Genomic DNA, 20,252 nt, shown 5'->3' with positions numbered 1-20,252 from the left:
GATTCATTGTTGGTAGAATATAAACATATTGTGAAGGAATTTATTTTCGAAGAGGACAGACCGTTCCCGAGCTGCCACGCATCGACGCTGGAGGTGCTGCCCGGCGGTGAGATTATAGCCGCTTGGTTCGGCGGCACTGCGGAGAAGGCGGGCGATGTAGCCATCTGGGTCTCGCGGCGCAACCTGGAGGGATGGACGGCCCCGGTCAAGGCAGCCGATCGCGAGGGAGTGCCGCATTGGAATCCGGTGCTGTTTCTCAGACCCGACGGAGTGCTGCAGTTGTATTATAAAGTAGGCCATTCCATTGCCGAATGGGTTACGATGGTTATGTATTCCGAGGATCAGGGGATTACTTGGAGCGAGCCCGTACAGCTGGTGGAAGGAGATGCGGGAGGCCGGGGGCCTGTCAAAAACAAGCCCATTCTGCTGCATGACGGGACGATCGCCGCTCCGGCTTCGCTGGAGCCGGCTTGGGACTGCTTCGTCGATCTGTCACTTGACGGAGGGACGACATGGCATCGCAGCGAAACTGTGCCGATCGACCACAGCCGCCTGAGGGGGAAGGGGATTATCCAACCGGCGCTATGGGAGTCCGTTCCGGGAAATGTGCATATGTTGACGCGCAGCACGGAGGGGGAAATATACCGCAGCGATTCCGCCGACGGCGGGCGAACCTGGTGCGAGGCGTATGCTACCGAGCTGCCGAACAATAACAGCGGGATCGATCTGGCGAAGCTGGATTCCGGCGTGCTCGCGCTTGTCTACAATCCCGTCCGCACCGAGGAAGGGAAGAAGAAGGGACCGCGAACCCCGCTTGTGCTGCGTCTGTCGGAGGATAACGGCAGGACGTGGAAGCAGGAGCTGAAGCTGGACGAAGGGATCAAGCAATATTCGTATCCGGCGATCGTCGCCAGAGGCAGCGACCTGTATATTACATACACGTGGAGAAGAGAGCGCATCGCCTTTTATCATATTCGGCTATCGGAGGCGGTTTCTTAACAGCCGCCGGAAGCCCGTTCCAAGCCATAGCGAATCCCCTACCGGTTCCCGGACCGGACTAGGGGATTCATTGCATCATGGAGCAAAGGGAATAAGTGTAATTGCCCTATAGATTGAGCAGATAACCACCACTCATCGCGCATTGAAATTTTATATACTTAAGCATGTAAGTAAACCTGAATTTCGAAAGCGCATAAGAATGCGGTGGCGATCATCCAGGAGCGGATCAACAACTGTGAATAAGTGGGAGTGGGACCAGCGAAATTTTGAAACCAATATCCACATGGGGATAACTCCCCCCTCCCCAGAAAAGGGGCATTGTTGTTTTCCATGTGAAATGTTGGAAGCCGTCACTCCAATTGAACCACTTTGGCTTCGATTCGTTTCCATGCATGACGACCGTCGAAATCCTTGATCAGCTTGAGCACGACCGCGCGACTATGCCGAACAAGCGTCGCCGCGCAATGAAAGAACTCCAGTCGGAATCTTGCAATCGTATAACCCTGATGCATCGGTTCGCAACAATCGCGCTTAAAGCGTTCGAACAAATTGTAGGCCAGCAACTTGATCAGCAGATCGACTTCATTCGCTTCAAAATCACTGGTCGCGATCCGGTCCATGGAAAAACCGTCTTTCGCCTCTTTGATGTAATTTTCCATGCAGCAACGCTGGTTGTAAAAGCGCCATAGGTCAATTGGTTCCCACTCCAGGTTGGTTACAATCGCTTCATACTGCCAGTCCTCGTCGAATACGATGCGGCCTTGACCGTCTTCGCAGACTTGCGTCTTACGAATGACCGCTACGCGACGGGGCTTTTTCCAGGACGTAGCTTTGTAAATCAAAGTGATGCCCTCGATGATCCAGTCCTCGTCGACATAGCGCGTCCAGTAGCGACAAGCCGCCACGTCGCTTGCGAGGCGTTTGGTCCATTTCATTTTGCCGACGTAACCGATCTTGCGGCCTTCCCACAGTTGGTAGAAATCCTCGCCGCCAAAGCCTTTGTCGAACCGGGCGTACGCCACTTGGCGCTCGCCGAGCAGTGCGAAGGTTTGCTGCAAAAAGTCGATTGCGTCGGTTGAAGAATGCGTGTTGCCGGGGCGAAGCCTCGCATTCAGATTCAAGTGGGTTTGCCCTTCAAAAGCCAGCAACGGATGGTAGCTGTTTCGTCCGGGCTTATGCGGATTGGTGCCTTTGGCCGCGCCGGCCTGCTCCCCGTATACCGTCTCCACCGAGGAGTCCAGATCAAGGATTGGCTTGGACGGCAAGCAGAGATGAATGATTTCCATATTCAGCTTGCGCAGTTCCGTCGGGAGCTGCGGGCAGGATCTGCCCAGACGCGCGAGCTCCTTGTACAGCAAACTGTGATGCGGCAGACGGCCTCCCAGAAAACGACAAAGCAACACATCGTGCTGTAACTTGCGGAAATGAAAAATACGCCCGCAGCCCAGCATCCAGCCAACCATTAGATAGAGCAGGATGCGATGAACAGGAAAAATGGCGTTGTGCGCTTTGCCGCCGGAAAGGCGCTGCATGGCCTCGGCGAGCTTGATTTTTTCGAGATAGGCCAAAAAGATTTTGACGCCGCCGAAACTCGTGGCGTTCTGCAGCGAAAATTCGCTCTTGATTTTGCTGACCGGTGTGGTAGACTTCACCTAAAAGGTGCTCCTCTCTTTGGGTGATGTTGTCCTGGACAAACACCATTCTACCAAAGATTTGGAGCCCTTTTTATGTTTTTAATGCGCAGTACTTTCGAAATTCAGGGTAAATTGAATATTAATTAGCTCAGAACGGAGGAGAGTTCATGCCAACGGGCAGCCTTTGGGATGAGGAATTGCAGGCGGGGAAGAAGGCGTTGCGCACGCTTCCCGGCGCGTTACTGCTCGGTTCCACCGGAGCGAGGCTATGGGCGGATTATGTGGAGCCCAGGCCCGGATTTGCCGGCAGATTCGATTTTATCCACAAGATCAACATTCCTTTGTTGTACGCCGTAACCGCTCAGGGGATCGTCAGCTTCGAGCCTTGCCGGACGCAGTGGTTTCCCAGCCACCTGCTGATGGAATATGAAAGCGGTCGCTTGTCCTTGACGGAGCGCAAGTTTATTGCTTGGGACGATTGTGCGGTGTCGTGCCAGACCTGGACGAATGGCGGCAAGGAAGATCTTGTTTTGCGGCTTGAGACTTATGAGGACCTGTTCAGCGAATGCGAAGGGGGCACGCTGCAAGGCACATTTGAAATCGAGCATTACAGCTTCGATGTAACGGGGGTCATCGCTGTAAGCGAACCGGGCTTGCTAAGCGAATTGCGAATCAGGCCGGGAGAGACGAAAGAACTGATCGTTGCCGGGGCATTCGGAATCGACGGCCGGGACAGCCGTGAGGTATTGAGAGAGCGGGCGCTGCGCTATGTACGGCAGGGAACGAATGCCGATCAGATCATCGCGGAGTATAAGAAACAGTACCAGTCCTGGTTCGACAAAACGCCTGTGTTTCGCTCTAGCGACGAACTGCTGAACAAAACCTGGGCGTATCGCTGGTTTTTGCTGCGGCATAATTTGGCGGACCCGCAGTACGGTCATTTGCAGCATCCGCTGTTTTACGAGGGACGATCCCACAAAAAGAGCAAAAAGCCGTTCGGTAAAGGCGGCTGGGAATTCAGCAAGCTGATCAATTTATCCGTACCGCTGCATCTGATGGATGCGAGGTGGTATCATGATCCGGTCTATTGCGAAGGCTCACTGCAAAATATGAAGGAAGGCGCGGACGAAAACGGGATGTACTGCTGCATGACCGTCGATACGATCATGCATTCCTTCGCCAATTTCTCCTGTTGGGCGGCCTACAAGCTGTACCTTGTACATAGAAACCGCTCGGCGGTTGAACGACTCCTTCCTTCTCTGAAACAACAGGTTGCTTCGTGGAAACGCATACACGGCAACGATGCCGATCAACTGCTGATTGAGCACAAACATACGCGAACAGGCAAGGAGTACCAGCCCAGCTACTGGTATTTTCATAATTACCCGAGAAATCCGAAGGATAAAGCCACGTATACCCATCTGAAAAGGGTAGATCGGGCGGTTTATCATTACTTGAACACGCAGGCCGTAGCCAAGCTATGCGAAGCCTTCGGCGATCCGGAGGCGGAAGCGTATGCGGAGCTGGCGGGGGAGATCAAACGGGATATTATCGCCAAAATGTGGGATGAGGAAACGCAATTTTTCTACGATCTGCACTATGAAACCGACGAGAAGGCGATGGTCAAAAACATCGTCGGCATTTATCCCGGCTGGGCGGAGATGATCGACGAACGGTTCGACGGTATGATCGAGCATTTGCAGAACGAGCGGGAGTTCCGCACGAGATGTCCGTTTCCTTCGGTATCCGCCGATTGCCCGGCTTACTCCAAGGAAGGAGGCTGGATGGGCCATTTCGTCAAAGGCCGCAACGGATGCGTATGGGACGGACCGACATGGCCGTATACGAATTCCATCGCGCTGGATGCGCTGGCTAAGGAGAGCAAGCGAAGGAATCACCGATTCGACGGCGATTTCGCCCATTATTTCCGCGAATATTCGTTCCTCCATTTCATGCAGCGCGATTTGAACCAGCCGGGGCTTGTGGAGCATTACAACAGCGAGACGGGCGAACCGCTGAGCGACGAGCAGGAATACAATCATTCTTACTATATCGATCTGCTTATTTCCCACGTAGCCGGACTGAACATAGAGCAGGACAAACTGATCATCGATCCGATCGACATCGGGCTGGATTATTTTTGTCTGGATCGGGTGAAGGCGGCCGGAGCCGATATTCGGATTTCGTACCGGAATCCGCTTGTAAGCGATTGCGGACCGGACTGCGGGCAGCAGCCTCTGGAGGCAGGCTACTGCGTGTATGTGAACGGGAAGCGGATCTTTCAGGCAGAGACGCTGTGCCGTCGGGAATTTTCTTTGCAACAATTCATTCATCAAGGACAAGGGGTGTCGTTATGAGTCGATTTAACGGAGTCGTCACCGTGCCGGAGAACGATTCCTCCATCCGGGAAGCGTTCCTTCCCGTTATTCATCCGAATGACAGCCATGCGGCCAATCTGCTGGAGCTGGATAACGGAGATTTGCTGTGCGTTTGGTTCAACGGAAGCGGGGAAGGCAATCCCGATACGAATATCGTCATGTCCAGGCTGCCTGCCGGCTCGCATGTCTGGGAAGCGCCGGTGCAGCTGTCGGGCGATCCGGAGAGATCGGAGCAAAATCCGGTTTTGTTTCAGGCGCCGGACGGTAAGCTATGGCTGATGCATACGTCGAACGAGCCGCATAATCAGAAAACGTCCAGAGTCGTCCGCCGCATTTCCGAAGACAGGGGCTTCACTTGGGGACCTCCCGAGGTGCTGTTCGACGGTATGGGCATCTTCCTGCGCCAGCCGATTGTGGTGCTGAGCAACGGCGACTGGATATTGCCGGCCTATTATTGCAAGATGGACGGACATTACAGCGTCGTCCAGATCAGTACGGACCAAGGCCGTACCTGGCAGGAACACCCTGTTCAAGGAAGCGTTCACCGCGTCCAAATGAATATTGTGGAGCTAGGCAGCGGTGTGCTGTATGCCGTATTCCGCAGCCGGCAGGCCGACCGGATTTATACGAGCCATTCCTATGACAAGGGAAGAACTTGGACCGTTCCGGTTAAAAGCAAGCTTGCCAACAACAATTCGTCCATTCAGCTGACCCGCCTGCATAACGGTCATCTGGCGCTTATTTTCAACGATTCCACGATGGAGCGCGACCAATTCCGCTGGGTGTCCAGCAAAGGAAATTTCCGCCGGAAGCCTTTGCGCACGCCGCTTACGCTGGCCATATCCGAAGATGAAGGGCAGACATGGCCGTACTTCCGTAACGTGCAGATGGCGGATCTGGAGTACAAGGACTCCGAGATCGGATATTCGTATCCCTCCATTATTACGACAAAAGACGGTGCGATTCATGTCGCATTTTCATACTTGCGAAAAGGAATTAAGTATGTTCGTGTAGAAGAAGAGTGGGCGAGGCAGGAATAAATTTCCTGTCCTCGGCCGAATTGCGGCATTTTCTGGCTGGAGCAACACAAATATCATGTACCTGAGGTGAATGGACATGAACGGAAGAATCGATCATTTATGTGGCGACCTCTTCTTTGACGAAAATATGGATATTTTCATCAATCGTGAATTGGAATCGTTTACAACGGCGCAGCATACGCATGATTTTACGGAAATCAGCTTTGTGGGGGAAGGCAGCGGCTATCATTATATTGAAGATCAGGTCATTCCGATCAAGCAGGGCGATCTGTTCCTCATTCCTATCGGAACCTCGCATGTATTTCGCCCGTCTTCGCCGAAGCAGGACAAGACGCTGGTCATTTACAACTGTATCTTCCGCAATGAGCTGCTGGATCAGTGGAAGTCTATTTTGCAAAAGGACTCTTTTACATACAATATTTTTTACTATCCGCATGAGTGCAGCGAACGGTGGCTGCATTTTCAAGATAAACACGATACGTTCTCGGCGATGTTCCAAACGATGTACTCCGAATATTTGAAACGAAACACCGGCTTCGACACGGTGCTGGTCGCCCTCCTCATACAGATGCTTGTGATGCTGAAGCGGTTCGAGCTGAAAAATGAAGAAGAGCCGGCGTCGTTCAGCAAGCTGGAGGAAGTCGTCCACTTCATCAAATGCAACTATACGCAGAACATTACAGTTCAGGATGTAGCCGATTATTTTTACTTGAGCGCGAGCCATTTTCAACGGTTGTTTAAAAAGACGACAGGACTTACGTTCACCCAATATTTGCAAAATGTCCGTATTCAAAAATGCTGCGAGCTGCTGAAATCGACCGATATCCCGATTTATCAAATTGCCAACCAGGTCGGTTATTTGGATATGAAGTTTTTCCATGCGCTGTTTCGCAAAAAAACCGGCGTGACGCCTCGTCAGTACAGACAAAACTTTCAGGAATTCGAAGACAAAGCGATATCGCTTTAAGCTAGGAGGGCTGGCCATCATACGGGTGCAGCTCTTTTTGCACTGCGCAGAGTGCACAAGGTTTAGAAAGCCGGTGAAAAAAGAGCGGAGGGGCCATTTAAATCTGGGGAAAAACGGATTTTCTCCGTGGGAAAAAGGAAATAACCATCCCCAAACATTCAAGAAATCAGGGGACAAGAGCGATCGGAGGATGCTTTCGCATGCGCAGTCAGCGTTTTTCACCGCTTCTAGACGGATTCCAGAAAAACAAGCGGAGGGATGATCGATGTGGTCGCCGGATGAATTTTTAAACGATTTGTATGATAGCCAGGCGTTGAACGGGCAGGCAAGCAAGCTTAAGCCGTGGGAGCAGAGAAAGCATGAGGTGAGAGAGCGGCTGCTGCAATCGCTCGGCCGGTTCCCGGCAATGCCCGAGGCGTTGAACCCGGTTTTGCTGGAGCGGCAAGAGAAGGACGGCTATACGCTGGAGCGCATCGCTTACACCACCTTTGAGCGTTTGCGAATGCCTGCATATTTGCTGATTCCGCATGGAATCGCTCAACCTGCTCCTGCTGTGATCGCCTGGCACGGGCACGGTTACGGGAGCCGGGAAATTGTCGGATTGAAGCCGGACGGTACCGGCGAGGAGGGGAATCCGGGGCTTACCGGTCATTTCGCTCTGCAGCTTGTGCGACGGGGGCTTGTTGTGATGGCTCCCGAAATTATCGGCTTCGGCGATCGGCGGCTTGCTGCGGAGCGGAGCAAAGATCCGCGGAAAGCGAGCTCCTGCCATGCGCTTGCCTCCAGATTGCTGATGTACGGCAGAACGGCGGCCGGATTGCGTGTTCTGGAAGCGATTCGTTCGCTGGATTATTTGCTCGGCAGGAGCGAGGTCGATGCGGCGCGGATCGGAACGATGGGTTTCTCCGGAGGGGGAATGATCGCGGCTTTCAGCGCGGCTCTGGATGAGCGGATCGGGGCGGCGGTGCTGAGCGCCTATGCGAGCACGTTCCGGGGCAGTCTGCTTGCGATGAATCATTGTATCGACAATTATTTGCCGTCTATTTTGCCTTACGCCGATTTACCCGAGCTGATAGGGCTGATCGCGCCTAGGTCGCTGTTTGTCGAATCGGGCACAGAGGACCCGTTATTTCCTTGCGAGTCCGTGAAGGCTGCGCTCTCGGCGCTAGAGGGAATCTACGCCGCCGAGGGGGCTGGAGAACGTCTCGGAAGCGATTTATTTCCGGGCAAACACGAGGTTTCGGGGCGCCGGTCCTATGAATGGCTGGCTTCCGCGCTGAGAGCCTGAGCATGATTACCCTATAGAGTAAGTTATCATCACCTATAATCGCGTAATGGGGTGGAGGTATAATGATAAAAACGCTTACCGAAGCACAAGCATCGATGAGCGACCGCGAATAGAGGTAGTTTTTATCGCCAATAGAAATATCGCTTCCCGGCGCTTGCGCTTCGGTGAAGTCAGGATTTCTATGTGGAGGTAAAAACGCTTACCGATGCAACATCACCGACGAGCGACCGCGAATAGAGGTAGTTTTTATCGCCAATAGAAATATCGCTTCCCGGCGCTCAGCGCTTCGGTGAAGTCAAGCCACCGGACCCAGCAGGTCTGTGCGGCGAATGTCTTTGTTTCCGGCGGAAATGTGAAACCGTTGTCAAAAGCTATGAAAATGATTATTGGGGGTGCCGCAATGGGGCGCATTCTTTTAAACCACATCGAAAAACGATACGGAAAGGAAAAAGGGCAGGCCGTAAAAGATTTTAATTTGGAAATTCTCGACGGCGAATTTTTGGTTATGGTCGGACCGTCCGGCTGCGGCAAATCGACAACGCTCCGCATGATCGCCGGGCTTGAGGACATTTCCTCCGGCGAGCTCTATATCGGAGACCAACTGGTCAATCATTTGCCGCCCAAGGATCGCGATATTGCGATGGTATTTCAGAACTACGCCTTGTATCCGAATATGAGCGTATACGAGAATATCGCTTTCGGTCTCAGGCTGCGCAAAATGCCCAAGCATGAAATCGATCTTGCAGTCAAAAAAACGGCGAGAATTCTCGAAATCGAGCAGTTTTTAAGCCGCAAGCCGAAGCAGTTGTCCGGCGGTCAGCGCCAGCGCGTAGCCTTGGGCCGGGCGATCGTGCGCAATCCTCAGGTGTTTTTGATGGATGAGCCATTGTCCAATCTGGACGCCAAGCTGAGGGTGCAGATGAGGACCGAGATTATCCGCCTGCACAAGCAGCTCGGGGTAACGATGGTCTATGTCACGCATGACCAGGTCGAGGCGATGACGATGGGGCATCGGATCGTGGTGATGAAAGACGGCATCATTCAGCAAGTCGATACGCCGCAAAAAATTTACAATCACCCGCGCAACATGTTCGTAGCGGGCTTTATCGGAACGCCGCCGATCAATCTGGTGGAGGGGCAAATCAAGGAAAACGCCGACGGCGAGCTGGAGTTTCATACAAGCCGTTACGCGCTAAAAATCCCTGCCGAACATTCGAACGTGCTGCGCAGCAAAAAAAAGGTCGACCGCAACGTGATTCTCGGTATTCGCTGTGAGAACGTCCACCTTGAGCCCGCCTTTCGCGAGGCGAATCCGGGTGCCCAAATCGTCGGAATACAAAAAATTAATGAGCTGATGGGAGCCGACTTGTATTTGTATATGGACATCGGCGCGCCGAATCTGTTTATCGTCCGCACCCGTCCCGAGCATCAATTTGTAGAAAATGAAAAGCTGACGCTAACGCTTGCGATGAATAAAGCGCTCTTCTTCGATAAAGATACGATGGATAATTTGGCATACTAAGCTTGAAGCTAAAGAAACAGCGGAGGGATGGAGTTGAAGACATTAGTAAGAACCCGCCCGTGGCTGGCCACTGTGCTGGCGCTCGTCTTTGTGCTGGGCCCTACGCTCCCCGGGCTCGCCGATGGCAGCGGCGAGTCGCCGGGAAGCGGCGCGACCGATGCAAAGACTACCGGGATTGTGAAGAAAGCGGATGAGAGTCAATCCCTTGATCCGTACTATTTGGAAGTGCTGGAGAAGTGGAAGAAAAACGGCGCCGCCATGGACCACAAGGGAATGATTACGGTTCCCGGCAATGCGGTGAGCGGCAAGTCCGAGCAGGCGAATGTGAGCGCAGGCTCTTACGACGGGAAAAACAACGTCTTGATATGGAACGCTCAAGGCGACGAATGGATTGAATATGAGGTGAACGTCGAGCAAGGCGGGTTGTACACGATGGAGCTTTCGTACCATCCGTTCGTCGATCCGAAGCACCGCAAGCCGATCGCCTGGAACGTATCGGTGGACGGAGCCAATCCTTATCTGGAATCGAAATCCGTCCAGCTGTATCGGCATTGGAAGGACCAGCTTCCGGCGCGCACCGACGATAACGGAGACGAGATACGCCCGATGGCGGAAGATGTTTCCGGCTGGCTGAGCGATTCGTTCCGCGATTCCGGGGGCTCGTATGAGGACCCGCTGCTCTGGTATTTGACGCCGGGCAAGCACAAGATTCGCTTCGCCGGCAGCGATCCGGTCGCCATCGAATCCGTCTCGTTCAAAGCGCCGGTCATTACGGACCCGTATCAGACGGTCCGAAGAACGTCTCCGGCCGACGCGGCTGCGGTGCAAGCCGATCCGATCGTCATCGAGGCCGAGCAGGTCGATTGGAAAAACGATTCATCCATCCCGTTGTCTTATGACAACGACATCGCATCCGTTCCGTACGTACGGGGCAAAATTACATACAATACGATCGACGGAGAACGGTGGTCCACCGGCAATCAGGAGGCCAGCTGGAGCTTCGAGGTTCCGGAAAGCGGGTATTACAAGATCGCGATGCGGGCGCAGCAGTCGTTCCTCTCGAACCGTTCGTCCTTCCGTACGATCTCGATTAACGGCAAGGTGCCGTTTGCCGAGCTGAAGGCGTACCGTTTCCTGTACGCTTCCGGCTGGAAAGGCGTTACGCTGGAGGATAGCGCAGGCAAGCCGTTCGAATTTTATTTGCAAAAAGGAAAAAATACGTTATCGATGCGCGTAACGCAAGCGCCTTTGAAGCCGGTCATTATCGATCTGGAGAGCGGCATTGCCGATTTGAAAAAGCTGGCGGCCGATTTAAAAGCGCTGACGGGAGGCGTGGACGATAAAAACCGGACATGGGAAATCCGCAAGGATCTTCCGGGCTTCATCGAGCAATTAGGCGCTCTCGGGAAAAAGCTGGCCGATGTGCGCACAAGGCTGGAAACCGTTAACGGACGTCCGGACGCCGTGTCGCAAGGTATCGTGACCGTCGAGCAGGACATTCAGTCGCTGCTGAAAAACGAGAATGAAATTCCGTACGAAGCGAGCCGGCTGGTGACGCTGCAGGGGAAAATCGGCGATTTGATTCAGCAGCTCAATACGCAGCCGCTCCAGCTCGACCGGATCTTCATTGCGCCGGTAGAGAAGAGCTTTCCGAAAATGGAAGCGTCGATGCCGCAAAAAATTCAAGGGGCCTTCATTAATTTCTTTTATTCCTTTATGCCGAAGGAAAATTTGAATAAAATGCAGGACGATGTACTGAACGTGTGGGTGCTGCGCGGAAGGGACTATGTGAATTTGCTGCAGGATTTGGCCAATGAATCGTTCACCCCGCAGACCGGCATCAAAGTGAAGGTCAACCTGCTCCCCGACGCAGGATTGCTCGTGCTGATGAACGCCGCAGGGATAGCGCCAGACGTCGCTTTGGGGCTCGGACAGGACTTGCCGTTCGAGTATGCAATGCGTAACGGAATATACGATTTAAAGCAATTTCCGGATTTTGACGAAGTGTACAAACAGTTTGCTCCGGGTTCGTGGACGCCGTTCTATTATAACGGCGGCTACTACGGAATGCCGGAAACGCAGACGTTCCAGATGATGTATTACCGCAAGGATGTGCTGCAAAGTCTGGGCCTTAGCGTCCCCGACACTTGGGACGATGTGTATAAAATGCTGCCGATTCTGCAGCAAAACGGCATGAACATTACGCCGGTCGGCCATAACCCGTTCTTCCTTCAGAACGGCGCCGATTATTTTGCGGCGGACGGTTCCAAGACCGCACTCGGAACGGAGAAGGGCTTCGACTCGTTCAAGAAATGGACCGACCTGTACAACAAGTACGCGGTCGACCGCTCGCTCTCCAGCTTCTATCAGCATTTCCGCGACGGCACGATCCCGCTCGGGATCGGCGATCTTGGGATGTATATCGAGCTGACGGTAGCCGCTCCCGAGCTGAACGGGTGGTGGGGCGTCGCTCCGATTCCCGGCGTGAAGCAGCCGGACGGCACCGTAGCCCGCTGGATGGGCGGAGGCATGCAATCCTCCGCAATTTTCAAACAAACGAAGAAGCCGCAGGAGAGCTGGGAGTTTCTCAAATGGTGGACGTCGGCTGAAATTCAGGAGCGCTACGGCACCGATCTGGAGACGCTGAACGGCGTCAGCTTCCGCTGGAACACGTCGAATATCGACGCTTTCGCCAAGCTTCCTTGGAAAAAAGACGATTTGAACGCGATCATGGAGCAGTGGAGATGGTTCAGAGAAATTCCTAACGTGCCGGGCAGCTATTTCATGGAGCGCGAGCTGCAGAACGCCTGGAACCGGACGGTCGTGGACGGAATCAACTACCGAACCTCTCTGGAGACCGCCATTGTCGATATCGACAGGGAGATTCAAAGGAAAATGCAGGAATTCCATTTTATCGACGACAACGGCAATGTCGTGAAGTCATTAAACTTGCCTAGTATAACCAAACCGTGGGAAGGGGTGGATAAGTATGTTAAAAAGTGAGCAGGCCGTAACGGCAGCGCATACTTCCACAAGCCGGGCGAAGCAGAAGCGGATGTCGCCTTTTCAAGCGATATGGGAGTACCGCGCTTCGTATGTGTTTATCGCACCGTTCATGATATGCTTTATGATTTTTATCATGATCCCGGTTATCGCCGCCTTCGGGCTTAGTTTCACCTATTACAACTCGCTTGAGCCGCCGAGGTTCGTAGGCTGGGCCAATTTCCGGTATATGCTTTCCCAGGATTTGATTTTGATCAAGTATGCGATTCCGAATACGTTCAAGTTTGCGACGATTGTAGGTCCCGGCGGATATGCCGCCTCGTTCCTGCTCGCTTGGCTAATCTCGATACTGCCGGGCGTCTACCGCAAATGGTTCACTCTCGCCTTGTATACTCCGTCCCTTGCGGGCGGAGTGGCGATGAGCATCATCTGGCTGCCGTTGTTATCCGGCGACCGGATCGGCTACTTGAACAGCTTCCTTATCAAGCTGGGTCTGATCAACGAGCCGGTATTGTGGGTGACGAGCAAGGAGCATTTGATGACGTCGATGATCGTCGTCACTTTATGGTCCAGCATGGGGATCGGCTTTCTGGCGATGCTGGCCGGCATATTGAACGTCAATCACGAGCTGTACGAAGCGGGAAGGCTGGACGGAATTAAAAGCAGGCTCGAGGAAATCTGGTATATTACGATACCATCGACCAAGCCGCAGATGCTTTTCGGCGCGGTCATGGCGATCGTCGGCGCATTCAAAGCCGGGGGGATCGGCACGCAGCTGTCCGGGATGAATCCGACTCCGCAGTATGCGGGGCATCTCATTATAAGCCAGATCGACGATTACGGCTTTACCCGCTTCGAGCTCGGGTATGCTACGGCATTATCCGTATTCCTGCTGATTCTTATTTACGCAGCCAACAAGCTCTGCTGGAGATTGTTCGGAACGAAGGAGGACGAATAGATGAAAGTCATGAGCGCGGAGAAGCTGGGAAAGCTGATTCCGTGGCGAAGAAGGTCGAGGCTGAACAGGCTCGGGCCGTTCGAGAAATTTGCGGTGCTGCTGTTGGTCGTGCTCAGCATTTTTATGCTGATGCCGCTCGTATATATTTTGAACCACGCATTGAAGCCGTATCAGGAGCTGTTTATTTATCCGCCTAACATTTTTGCCCGGCATCCTTCGTTTCAAAATTTCGTCGAGCTGCTGGCGATAACCAAAGGTACGGCGATACCGATTACAAGATATATTTTTAACAGTGTCGTCGTGGCGATTTTATGCGTTATAATTGTTACAGTAGTCAGCGCGATGTGCGCTTACCCGATTTCCAAGCATAAATTTCCGGGACATAAGCTCGTCTTCGGGATGATCTTGCTGACGCTGTTGTTTGCTCCGGAAACCGTAGCTATCCCCCGGTATCTGGTCGTCAGCAAGCTCGGCATTATGAATACGTATCTCGGCCATATTATGCCGATGGTTGCAGTGCCGACCGGGGTGTTTCTCATGAAGCAGTTTATCGACCAGTTGCCGAACGAGCTGCTTGACTCGGCGAAGATGGATGGGGCGCGGGAGTATACGATTTTTATGAAAATCGTGCTGCCGGTCATCATGCCGGCCGTAGCTACGATCGGCATTATTGCCTTCAACGCCGCATGGGGGAATACGGAGACGTCGACGCTGTTCATGCAGCAGGAAGAGATGAAAACGTTCCCGTTCTACATCTCGACGCTGACCAGCGGCATGGCTAACAGCGTGGCGAGGCAGGGAGCGGCTGCGGCTGCGGCGCTGCTGATGTTTTTACCGAATTTGATCATCTTTTTGTTATTCCAGAGCAAGGTCATTGCTACAATGGCTCATTCCGGCATTAAATAAGACGGAACAGAGGAAGGAGGCGCCAGTACCGATGAGCATAAAGCAGTGGAAGGACCGTGTGGAGCAATGGGGACGGTTCGAGCTCGCCTTAAGCGGGCCGAGCGGGGGAAACCCTTACCGGGATGTGCGGCTAATTGCAACGTTTCAATACAAAAACCGAAGGCTGGAGCCCGAAGGCTTCTATGACGGGGACGGAACGTACAAAATCCGCTTCATGCCGGACGAACCGGGCGTGTGGCGCTTTGTTACAAGGAGCAGCTGCAGCGAGCTTGACGGCATTGCCGGCGAGTTTCTCTGTGTCGCTCCGTCTGCGGGCAATCATGGTCCGGTGCGGGTGAAGAACCGATATTATTTCGAATATGAAGACGGCACGCGCTATATGCCGTTCGGAACTACCTGCTATCATTGGACGCATCTCGGTAATGAGGAACTGGAGGAGCATACGCTGGCTTCATTGGCAAATTCGCCGTTCAATAAGGTGAGAATGTGCCTCTTGCCGACGCGGGACATGAAGCCGCCGCAGATTGCCTTCGCCGGAACTTGTCCCGAGGATATTGACAAAACGCGCTTTAACCCGTCGTTCTTCGCCCATCTGGAGCGAAGAATCGAGGATCTGCAGCGGCTCGGGATCGAAGCCGACCTGATTTTGTTCCATCCGTACGATAAGGGGCATTGGGGCTTCGATAATATGGAGCCGGAGGAAGACTGCTTTTATTTGCGTTATGTGATCGCAAGGCTGGCCGCTTACCGCAATGTATGGTGGTCGCTCTCCAACGAATACGATTTCAATAAATTTAAAACCGTGGCGGATTGGGACCGCCTTATCCAATTCGTTCAGCAGTGCGATCCGTATCAGCATCTGCGCTCGATTCATAACGGAACGAAGATGTATAAATCGTCTACGCTGTACGACTATACGAAGTCTTGGATTACGCATCAGAGCATCCAGCATTGGGACGCGGCTTTGACGACCAATTGGCGCGAAGCTGCGGCGAAGCCGATTGTCATTGATGAAATCTCCTATGAGGGCAACAGCTCGAGACGATGGGGCAATATTTCGGGCCTGGAGATGGTCCACCGGTTCTGGGAAGGCTTCTCGCGCGGCGGTTTCGTAGCGCATGGGGAGTCGTTCATCGACCGCGAGACGCGGGCCTGGATTTCGTTCGGAGGATTGATGTACGGAGAAAGCGCCGAGCGTATCGCTTTCTTGCGTCGGATTATGGAGGAGGCTCCGGAAGACTGGATTCAGGCCGGGGAGGACGGGACGTACAAGCTGATTTATCTCGGCAATTACCAGCCCGCCTACCGATACGTCGAGCTGGCGGAAGACGCCGCTTTCCGGGCGGAGCTCATCGATATATGGAATATGACGATAACCCCGCTGGAACCCGTCTTTCAAGGAAAATCCAAAGTGAGGCTTCCCGGCAAACCGTACATGGCTTTGCGCCTTCAGAAAGTATGAGGGGCCGGAAAGAGAGGAGGAGAACGTACTGAGTACGAGCACCGATACGATTGTGCCCCGTTGGGGATTGATGGAGCTGACGCTTCAAGGGCCCGCCGAGGGCAACCCTTTTACGGATGTCAGGTTAAGCGCTTGCTTTCGCTGCGGCGAATATGAAGCGGCGGTAGAAGGCTTCTACGACGGGGAGGGGAGATACCGCATTCGCTTTATGCCCGAGCTCGAAGGGGATTGGACTTACTCGGTCAGCGCAAACTGTCCCGCTCTGGACGGCACCCGGGGGAGTTTCGTCTGCTCCGGCCGAGAAGAGGGCAATCATGGGCCCGTCCGGGTCAAGGACGAGGTTCATTTTCAATATGCCGACGGCACTCGCTATACGCCGATCGGCACAACCGGCTATGTCTGGCATTTGCAGGAGGAAGAGCTGCAGGAGCAGACGCTGCGCACGCTGCGGCAGACCCCGTTCAACAAAATAAGAATGTGCGTGTTTCCCAAACACTACGAATTTAATCAGGCGGAGCCCCCGATATATCCTTTTGCCGGTTCTGCCGATGAAGGCTTTGACTTTAGCCGCCCGAATCCCGCTTATTTCGCCCATTTGGAGCGGAGAGTGAAGGATTTGGCCGAGCTGGGCATCGAGGCCGACCTGATCTTGTTCCATCCGTACGACGAAGGCCGCTGGGGCTTCGACCGGATGACGGCTGAGGAGGACGAGCGTTATCTGCGATATGTTGTCGCGAGGCTTAGCGCATTCCGTAACGTTTGGTGGTCGCTTGCCAATGAGTACGATCTGATGACCCATAAGCGGCCCGAGGATTGGACGCGGTTTTTCCGTATTGTGCAGGAGGAGGACCCGGCCGGTCATCTCCGATCGATACATAACTGCCGCACTTGGTATGACTTCGGCGTTCCCTGGATTACCCACGTCAGTATTCAGCACAGCGATGTGAGGGTCGCCTCGGAATGCACGAAGCAGTACCGCAAGCCGGTCATTATCGACGAATGCGGTTATGAAGGCAATCTGGATAAGCGCTGGGGAAGCCTGACGGCGGAGGAGATGGTGCTGCGGATGTGGGAAGGCCGCTGTCGCGGAGGCTATGTGACCCACGGAGAGACCTACTTAGGCGATGAGGAGGAAGGGCCGCTCTGGTGGTCACACGGAGGATCGCTGAAGGGACAAAGCGTGCAGCGAATCCGGTTCTTCAGCCGGATATTGGAAGAAGCGCCCGCGGATATGATTTACAGCAGCGACAGGCTTGATGCGGCTACGCTGGAGGTAAGCGGGGAATATTATTTGCAATATTTCGGTCCCCATCGCTTTAGTTACCGAGAATTTTCGCTTCCGGAAGGGCAGTATTGCGTCGACTTGATCGATACGTGGAACATGACGATCACCCCGCTGCAGGGGGAGTTTGCAGGAAGGTTCCGCATTGATCTGCCTGCCCAATTGTATTACGCTCTGCGCATTAGACGTGCGGTTAACAAGTGACCGGAGCCGATAGGGAGTCGGGGCGGCGCGTGTGCTGCCAAGACCATTATCGACCGCGGCGGCCGCATGTAATATCACCTGGCTTCGGCAAAACGATCCGACTTAGTTTAAGAAGAGGAGAGATATTATGGAATCTTTGCGTAAATCAACGGGAACGATGAAGCTGTGGTACGAGAAGCCGGCAAGAGCCTGGACGGATGCGCTGCCGATAGGAAACGGGCGGCTCGGTGCGATGATTTTCGGCAAGGTCAATCAAGAGCGGCTTCAGTTGAATGAAGATTCTGTCTGGTACGGAGGGCCGGTTAACGGCAATAACCCGGACGGGCGCAAATATTTGCCGGAGGTCCGCCGGCTGCTGATGAAGGGAAACCATGTGGAAGCGGAGGAACTGGCCCAGATGGGAATGATGTCCATTCCCAAATCGCTTCATCCTTATCAGCCGCTGGGCGAGCTGCAGCTGTACCATGACGGGGAGAAGAAGATGATCTCCAATTATTACCGAGATCTCGACATCGAGCAGGGCATTGCCCATGTGTGCTACAGCCTGAACGACGTGCCTCATGTCAGAGAGCTGTTCAGCAGCGCCGTAGATCAGGTTATGGTCGTCCGGGTTTCGTGCGACCGGCCGGGGATGTTGAACCTACGGATGAATTTGAGCCGCAGACCGTTCGACGAAGGCTCCCATCGTTTCGGTAAGGACACGATTGTGATGAGGGGCGAATGCGGCCGCGACGGGGTGACGCTGACGGCGGCGGTCAAAGCGGTGGCCGAGGGAGGCACGGTGAGCGTCATCGGCGATTTTCTCTCCGTGCACGGGGCGCAGACCGTTACGCTTTATGTCGCCGCCGGTACGACTTTCCGCTGTGAAGATCCGCTGGGAGAATGCATACAGCAGCTGGAGCATGCCGCGGGCAAAGGATACGAGCGGGTGAAGCAGGATCATTTGGCCGACCACACGGCTAAAATGCAGCGTGTCAAGCTGGATTTGGGACCAGCCGCCAAAAAGGATGAAACCGCTTTACTTCCGACGGATGCGCGGCTCCAAAGATGGAAAGAGGGGGCGGAAGATCCTTCCCTGATCTCGCTCTACTTTCAGTTCGGGCGTTATCTGCTGATGGCAAGCTCTCGTCCCGGCTCGAATCCGGCCAATTTGCAAGGCATATGGAATGAAAGCTTTACGCCGCCATGGGAGTCCAAGTATACGATCAATATCAATACGGAGATGAACTACTGGCCGGCTGAGGTATGCAACCTGTCGGAATGTCACGAGCCTTTATTCGATTTGATCGACCGGATGCGCCCGAACGGCAGAATTACGGCCCAGAAGGTGTATGGCTGCAGAGGTATCGTAGCGCATCACAATACGGATATGTGGGGCGCGACCCAAATCGAGGGCAACTTTATGCCGGGCTCGATCTGGCCGATGGGAGCGGCCTGGCTGTCGCTTCATTTATGGGAGCATTACCGCTTCGGGCTGGATGGGCGTTTCTTGCGCGAACGAGCGTATCCTGTCATGAGGGAAGCGGCCGAATTTTTCCTCGACTATATGTTCGAGGATATGCAGGGGCGGCTCGTCACCGGGCCTTCCACTTCGCCCGAGAACAAATATATCGGGTCGGACGGCAGCGTAGGCTGCCTGTGCATCGGCCCTTCCATGGACACGCAAATTGTTTACTCTTTGTTCCAGGCTTGCATCGAAGCATCCGGGCTGCTGCAGATGGACGACGGGATTCGCGCGGAGTGGGAGACGGCGCTGCGCAAGCTGCCGAAGCCGCAAATCGGCAAGCACGGTCAACTGCAGGAATGGGTGGAGGATTGGGATGAGGTGCATCCCGGTCACCGGCATATCTCCCATCTGTTCGCCCTGCATCCAGGCGAAATCATTCATGTGCGGCATACGCCGGAATGGGCGCAAGCGGCCAGAAGGACGCTGGAGCGCCGGCTGGAGCACGGAGGAGGCCATACGGGCTGGAGCCGGGCCTGGATTCTTAACTTCTATGCCCGCTTGGAGGATGGGGAGCAGGCTTACGAGCATCTGAAGCTGCTGCTCTCCCTGTCGACGCTGCCTAACTTGTTCGACAATCATCCGCCGTTCCAGATCGACGGCAATTTCGGCGGCATTGCCGGCATCGCCGAGATGCTGCTGCAATCCCACCGCGGAGAAATCGCTCTGCTTCCGGCGCTGCCGAGCGTCTGGCAGAGCGGTCAAGTATCCGGGCTGCGCGCGCGCGGAGGCTATGAGATCGACATGGAATGGGAAGCGGGCGAGCTGACCCGCTGCGTTCTGAAAGCGACGCAATCGGGAATATGCCGTATCGCCTGCCGCCGTCCCGAGGCTCCGCTGCGGGTGGAGATGAACGGCAAGCCGGCAGTGTGTCGGACATCGGGTTATTTGACCGAATTTGAAGCCGCTGCCGGAGCAACGTATGTCCTCACGGCGCAAAAGCAGGCTCAGCCTATAGAGCCGAGCCGGGCCTCGTCGCAATCGTAAGAGCATAAGCGCAAGCTTCGCGCTGCATCGTTCGGAGCTATCACAGACAGGCCATCCTAACCGGGTGGCCTGTTTGCTGCAATCCGCCCCGAAAGTGGGCAGAAACAACCTATATATG

The 20,252-nt window shown here is 54.2% G+C and carries 13 protein-coding genes; 12 read left to right on the top strand and 1 reads right to left on the bottom strand.

Annotation, left to right across the window (positions count from 1 at the left end):
• The first annotated feature begins 9 nt into the window (after positions 1-9).
• The gene (locus SK3146_RS04930; RefSeq protein WP_249864029.1) at positions 10-999 is read left to right on the top strand and encodes a sialidase family protein; all 990 of its coding nucleotides are present in this window, start codon (positions 10-12) and stop codon (positions 997-999) included.
• Positions 1,000-1,349: 350 nt separating this feature from the next.
• On the opposite strand, the gene SK3146_RS04925 is transcribed toward SK3146_RS04930, so the two are convergent.
• Complete coding sequence (locus SK3146_RS04925) at positions 1,350-2,651, bottom strand: IS1380 family transposase (protein ID WP_024982794.1); 1,302 nt, start codon at positions 2,649-2,651, stop codon at positions 1,350-1,352.
• 149 nt (positions 2,652-2,800) lie between these two features.
• Between SK3146_RS04925 and SK3146_RS04920 the strand changes: the two genes are divergently transcribed.
• The 11 genes from SK3146_RS04920 to SK3146_RS04870 all read left to right on the top strand — a co-directional run bounded on the left by SK3146_RS04920 (position 2,801) and on the right by SK3146_RS04870 (position 20,134).
• Positions 2,801-4,990, top strand: a complete 2,190-nt coding sequence (locus SK3146_RS04920) for an MGH1-like glycoside hydrolase domain-containing protein (RefSeq protein WP_249864028.1) — start codon at positions 2,801-2,803, stop codon at positions 4,988-4,990.
• Positions 4,987-6,051 (top strand): sialidase family protein, encoded by a 1,065-nt coding sequence (locus SK3146_RS04915; protein WP_249864027.1) that lies wholly within the window; start codon positions 4,987-4,989, stop codon positions 6,049-6,051. Before SK3146_RS04920 ends, SK3146_RS04915 begins: the two co-directional genes overlap by 4 nt.
• A gap of 76 nt (positions 6,052-6,127) precedes the next feature.
• Positions 6,128-7,018: an AraC family transcriptional regulator gene (locus tag SK3146_RS04910; protein ID WP_249864026.1), complete on the top strand. Its 891-nt coding sequence runs from the start codon at positions 6,128-6,130 to the stop codon at positions 7,016-7,018.
• A gap of 265 nt (positions 7,019-7,283) precedes the next feature.
• Positions 7,284-8,306 carry a dienelactone hydrolase family protein gene (locus SK3146_RS04905; protein ID WP_249864025.1) on the top strand — a complete coding sequence of 341 codons (1,023 nt, stop codon included), beginning with the start codon at positions 7,284-7,286 and terminating at the stop codon, positions 8,304-8,306.
• A gap of 400 nt (positions 8,307-8,706) precedes the next feature.
• Positions 8,707-9,828 carry an ABC transporter ATP-binding protein gene (locus tag SK3146_RS04900; RefSeq protein WP_249864024.1) on the top strand — a complete coding sequence of 374 codons (1,122 nt, stop codon included), beginning with the start codon at positions 8,707-8,709 and terminating at the stop codon, positions 9,826-9,828.
• A 27-nt stretch (positions 9,829-9,855) separates the two neighbouring features.
• Positions 9,856-12,831 (top strand): extracellular solute-binding protein, encoded by a 2,976-nt coding sequence (locus SK3146_RS04895; protein WP_249864023.1) that lies wholly within the window; start codon positions 9,856-9,858, stop codon positions 12,829-12,831.
• Positions 12,832-12,883: 52 nt separating this feature from the next.
• On the top strand, positions 12,884-13,789 hold the full coding sequence (locus SK3146_RS04890; RefSeq protein ID WP_375295452.1) for a carbohydrate ABC transporter permease: 906 nt from the start codon (positions 12,884-12,886) through the stop codon (positions 13,787-13,789).
• A complete protein-coding gene (locus SK3146_RS04885; RefSeq protein WP_249864021.1) occupies positions 13,790-14,695 on the top strand; it encodes a carbohydrate ABC transporter permease in 906 nt (301 codons plus the stop codon).
• A gap of 31 nt (positions 14,696-14,726) precedes the next feature.
• The gene (locus SK3146_RS04880) at positions 14,727-16,157 is read left to right on the top strand and encodes a DUF5060 domain-containing protein (RefSeq protein ID WP_249864020.1); all 1,431 of its coding nucleotides are present in this window, start codon (positions 14,727-14,729) and stop codon (positions 16,155-16,157) included.
• A 70-nt stretch (positions 16,158-16,227) separates the two neighbouring features.
• Positions 16,228-17,643 (top strand): DUF5605 domain-containing protein, encoded by a 1,416-nt coding sequence (locus tag SK3146_RS04875; protein ID WP_434006885.1) that lies wholly within the window; start codon positions 16,228-16,230, stop codon positions 17,641-17,643.
• A 127-nt stretch (positions 17,644-17,770) separates the two neighbouring features.
• Complete coding sequence (locus tag SK3146_RS04870; protein ID WP_249864018.1) at positions 17,771-20,134, top strand: glycoside hydrolase family 95 protein; 2,364 nt, start codon at positions 17,771-17,773, stop codon at positions 20,132-20,134.
• The last annotated feature ends 118 nt before the right edge of the window (positions 20,135-20,252 follow it).

Source organism: Paenibacillus konkukensis (genome assembly GCF_023523925.1).
Taxonomy (GTDB): Bacteria; Bacillota; Bacilli; order Paenibacillales; family NBRC-103111; genus Paenibacillus_S; species Paenibacillus_S doosanensis.
Note: the sequence above shows the minus strand (reverse complement) of the source record. Positions and strands in the feature narration are given on the sequence as shown.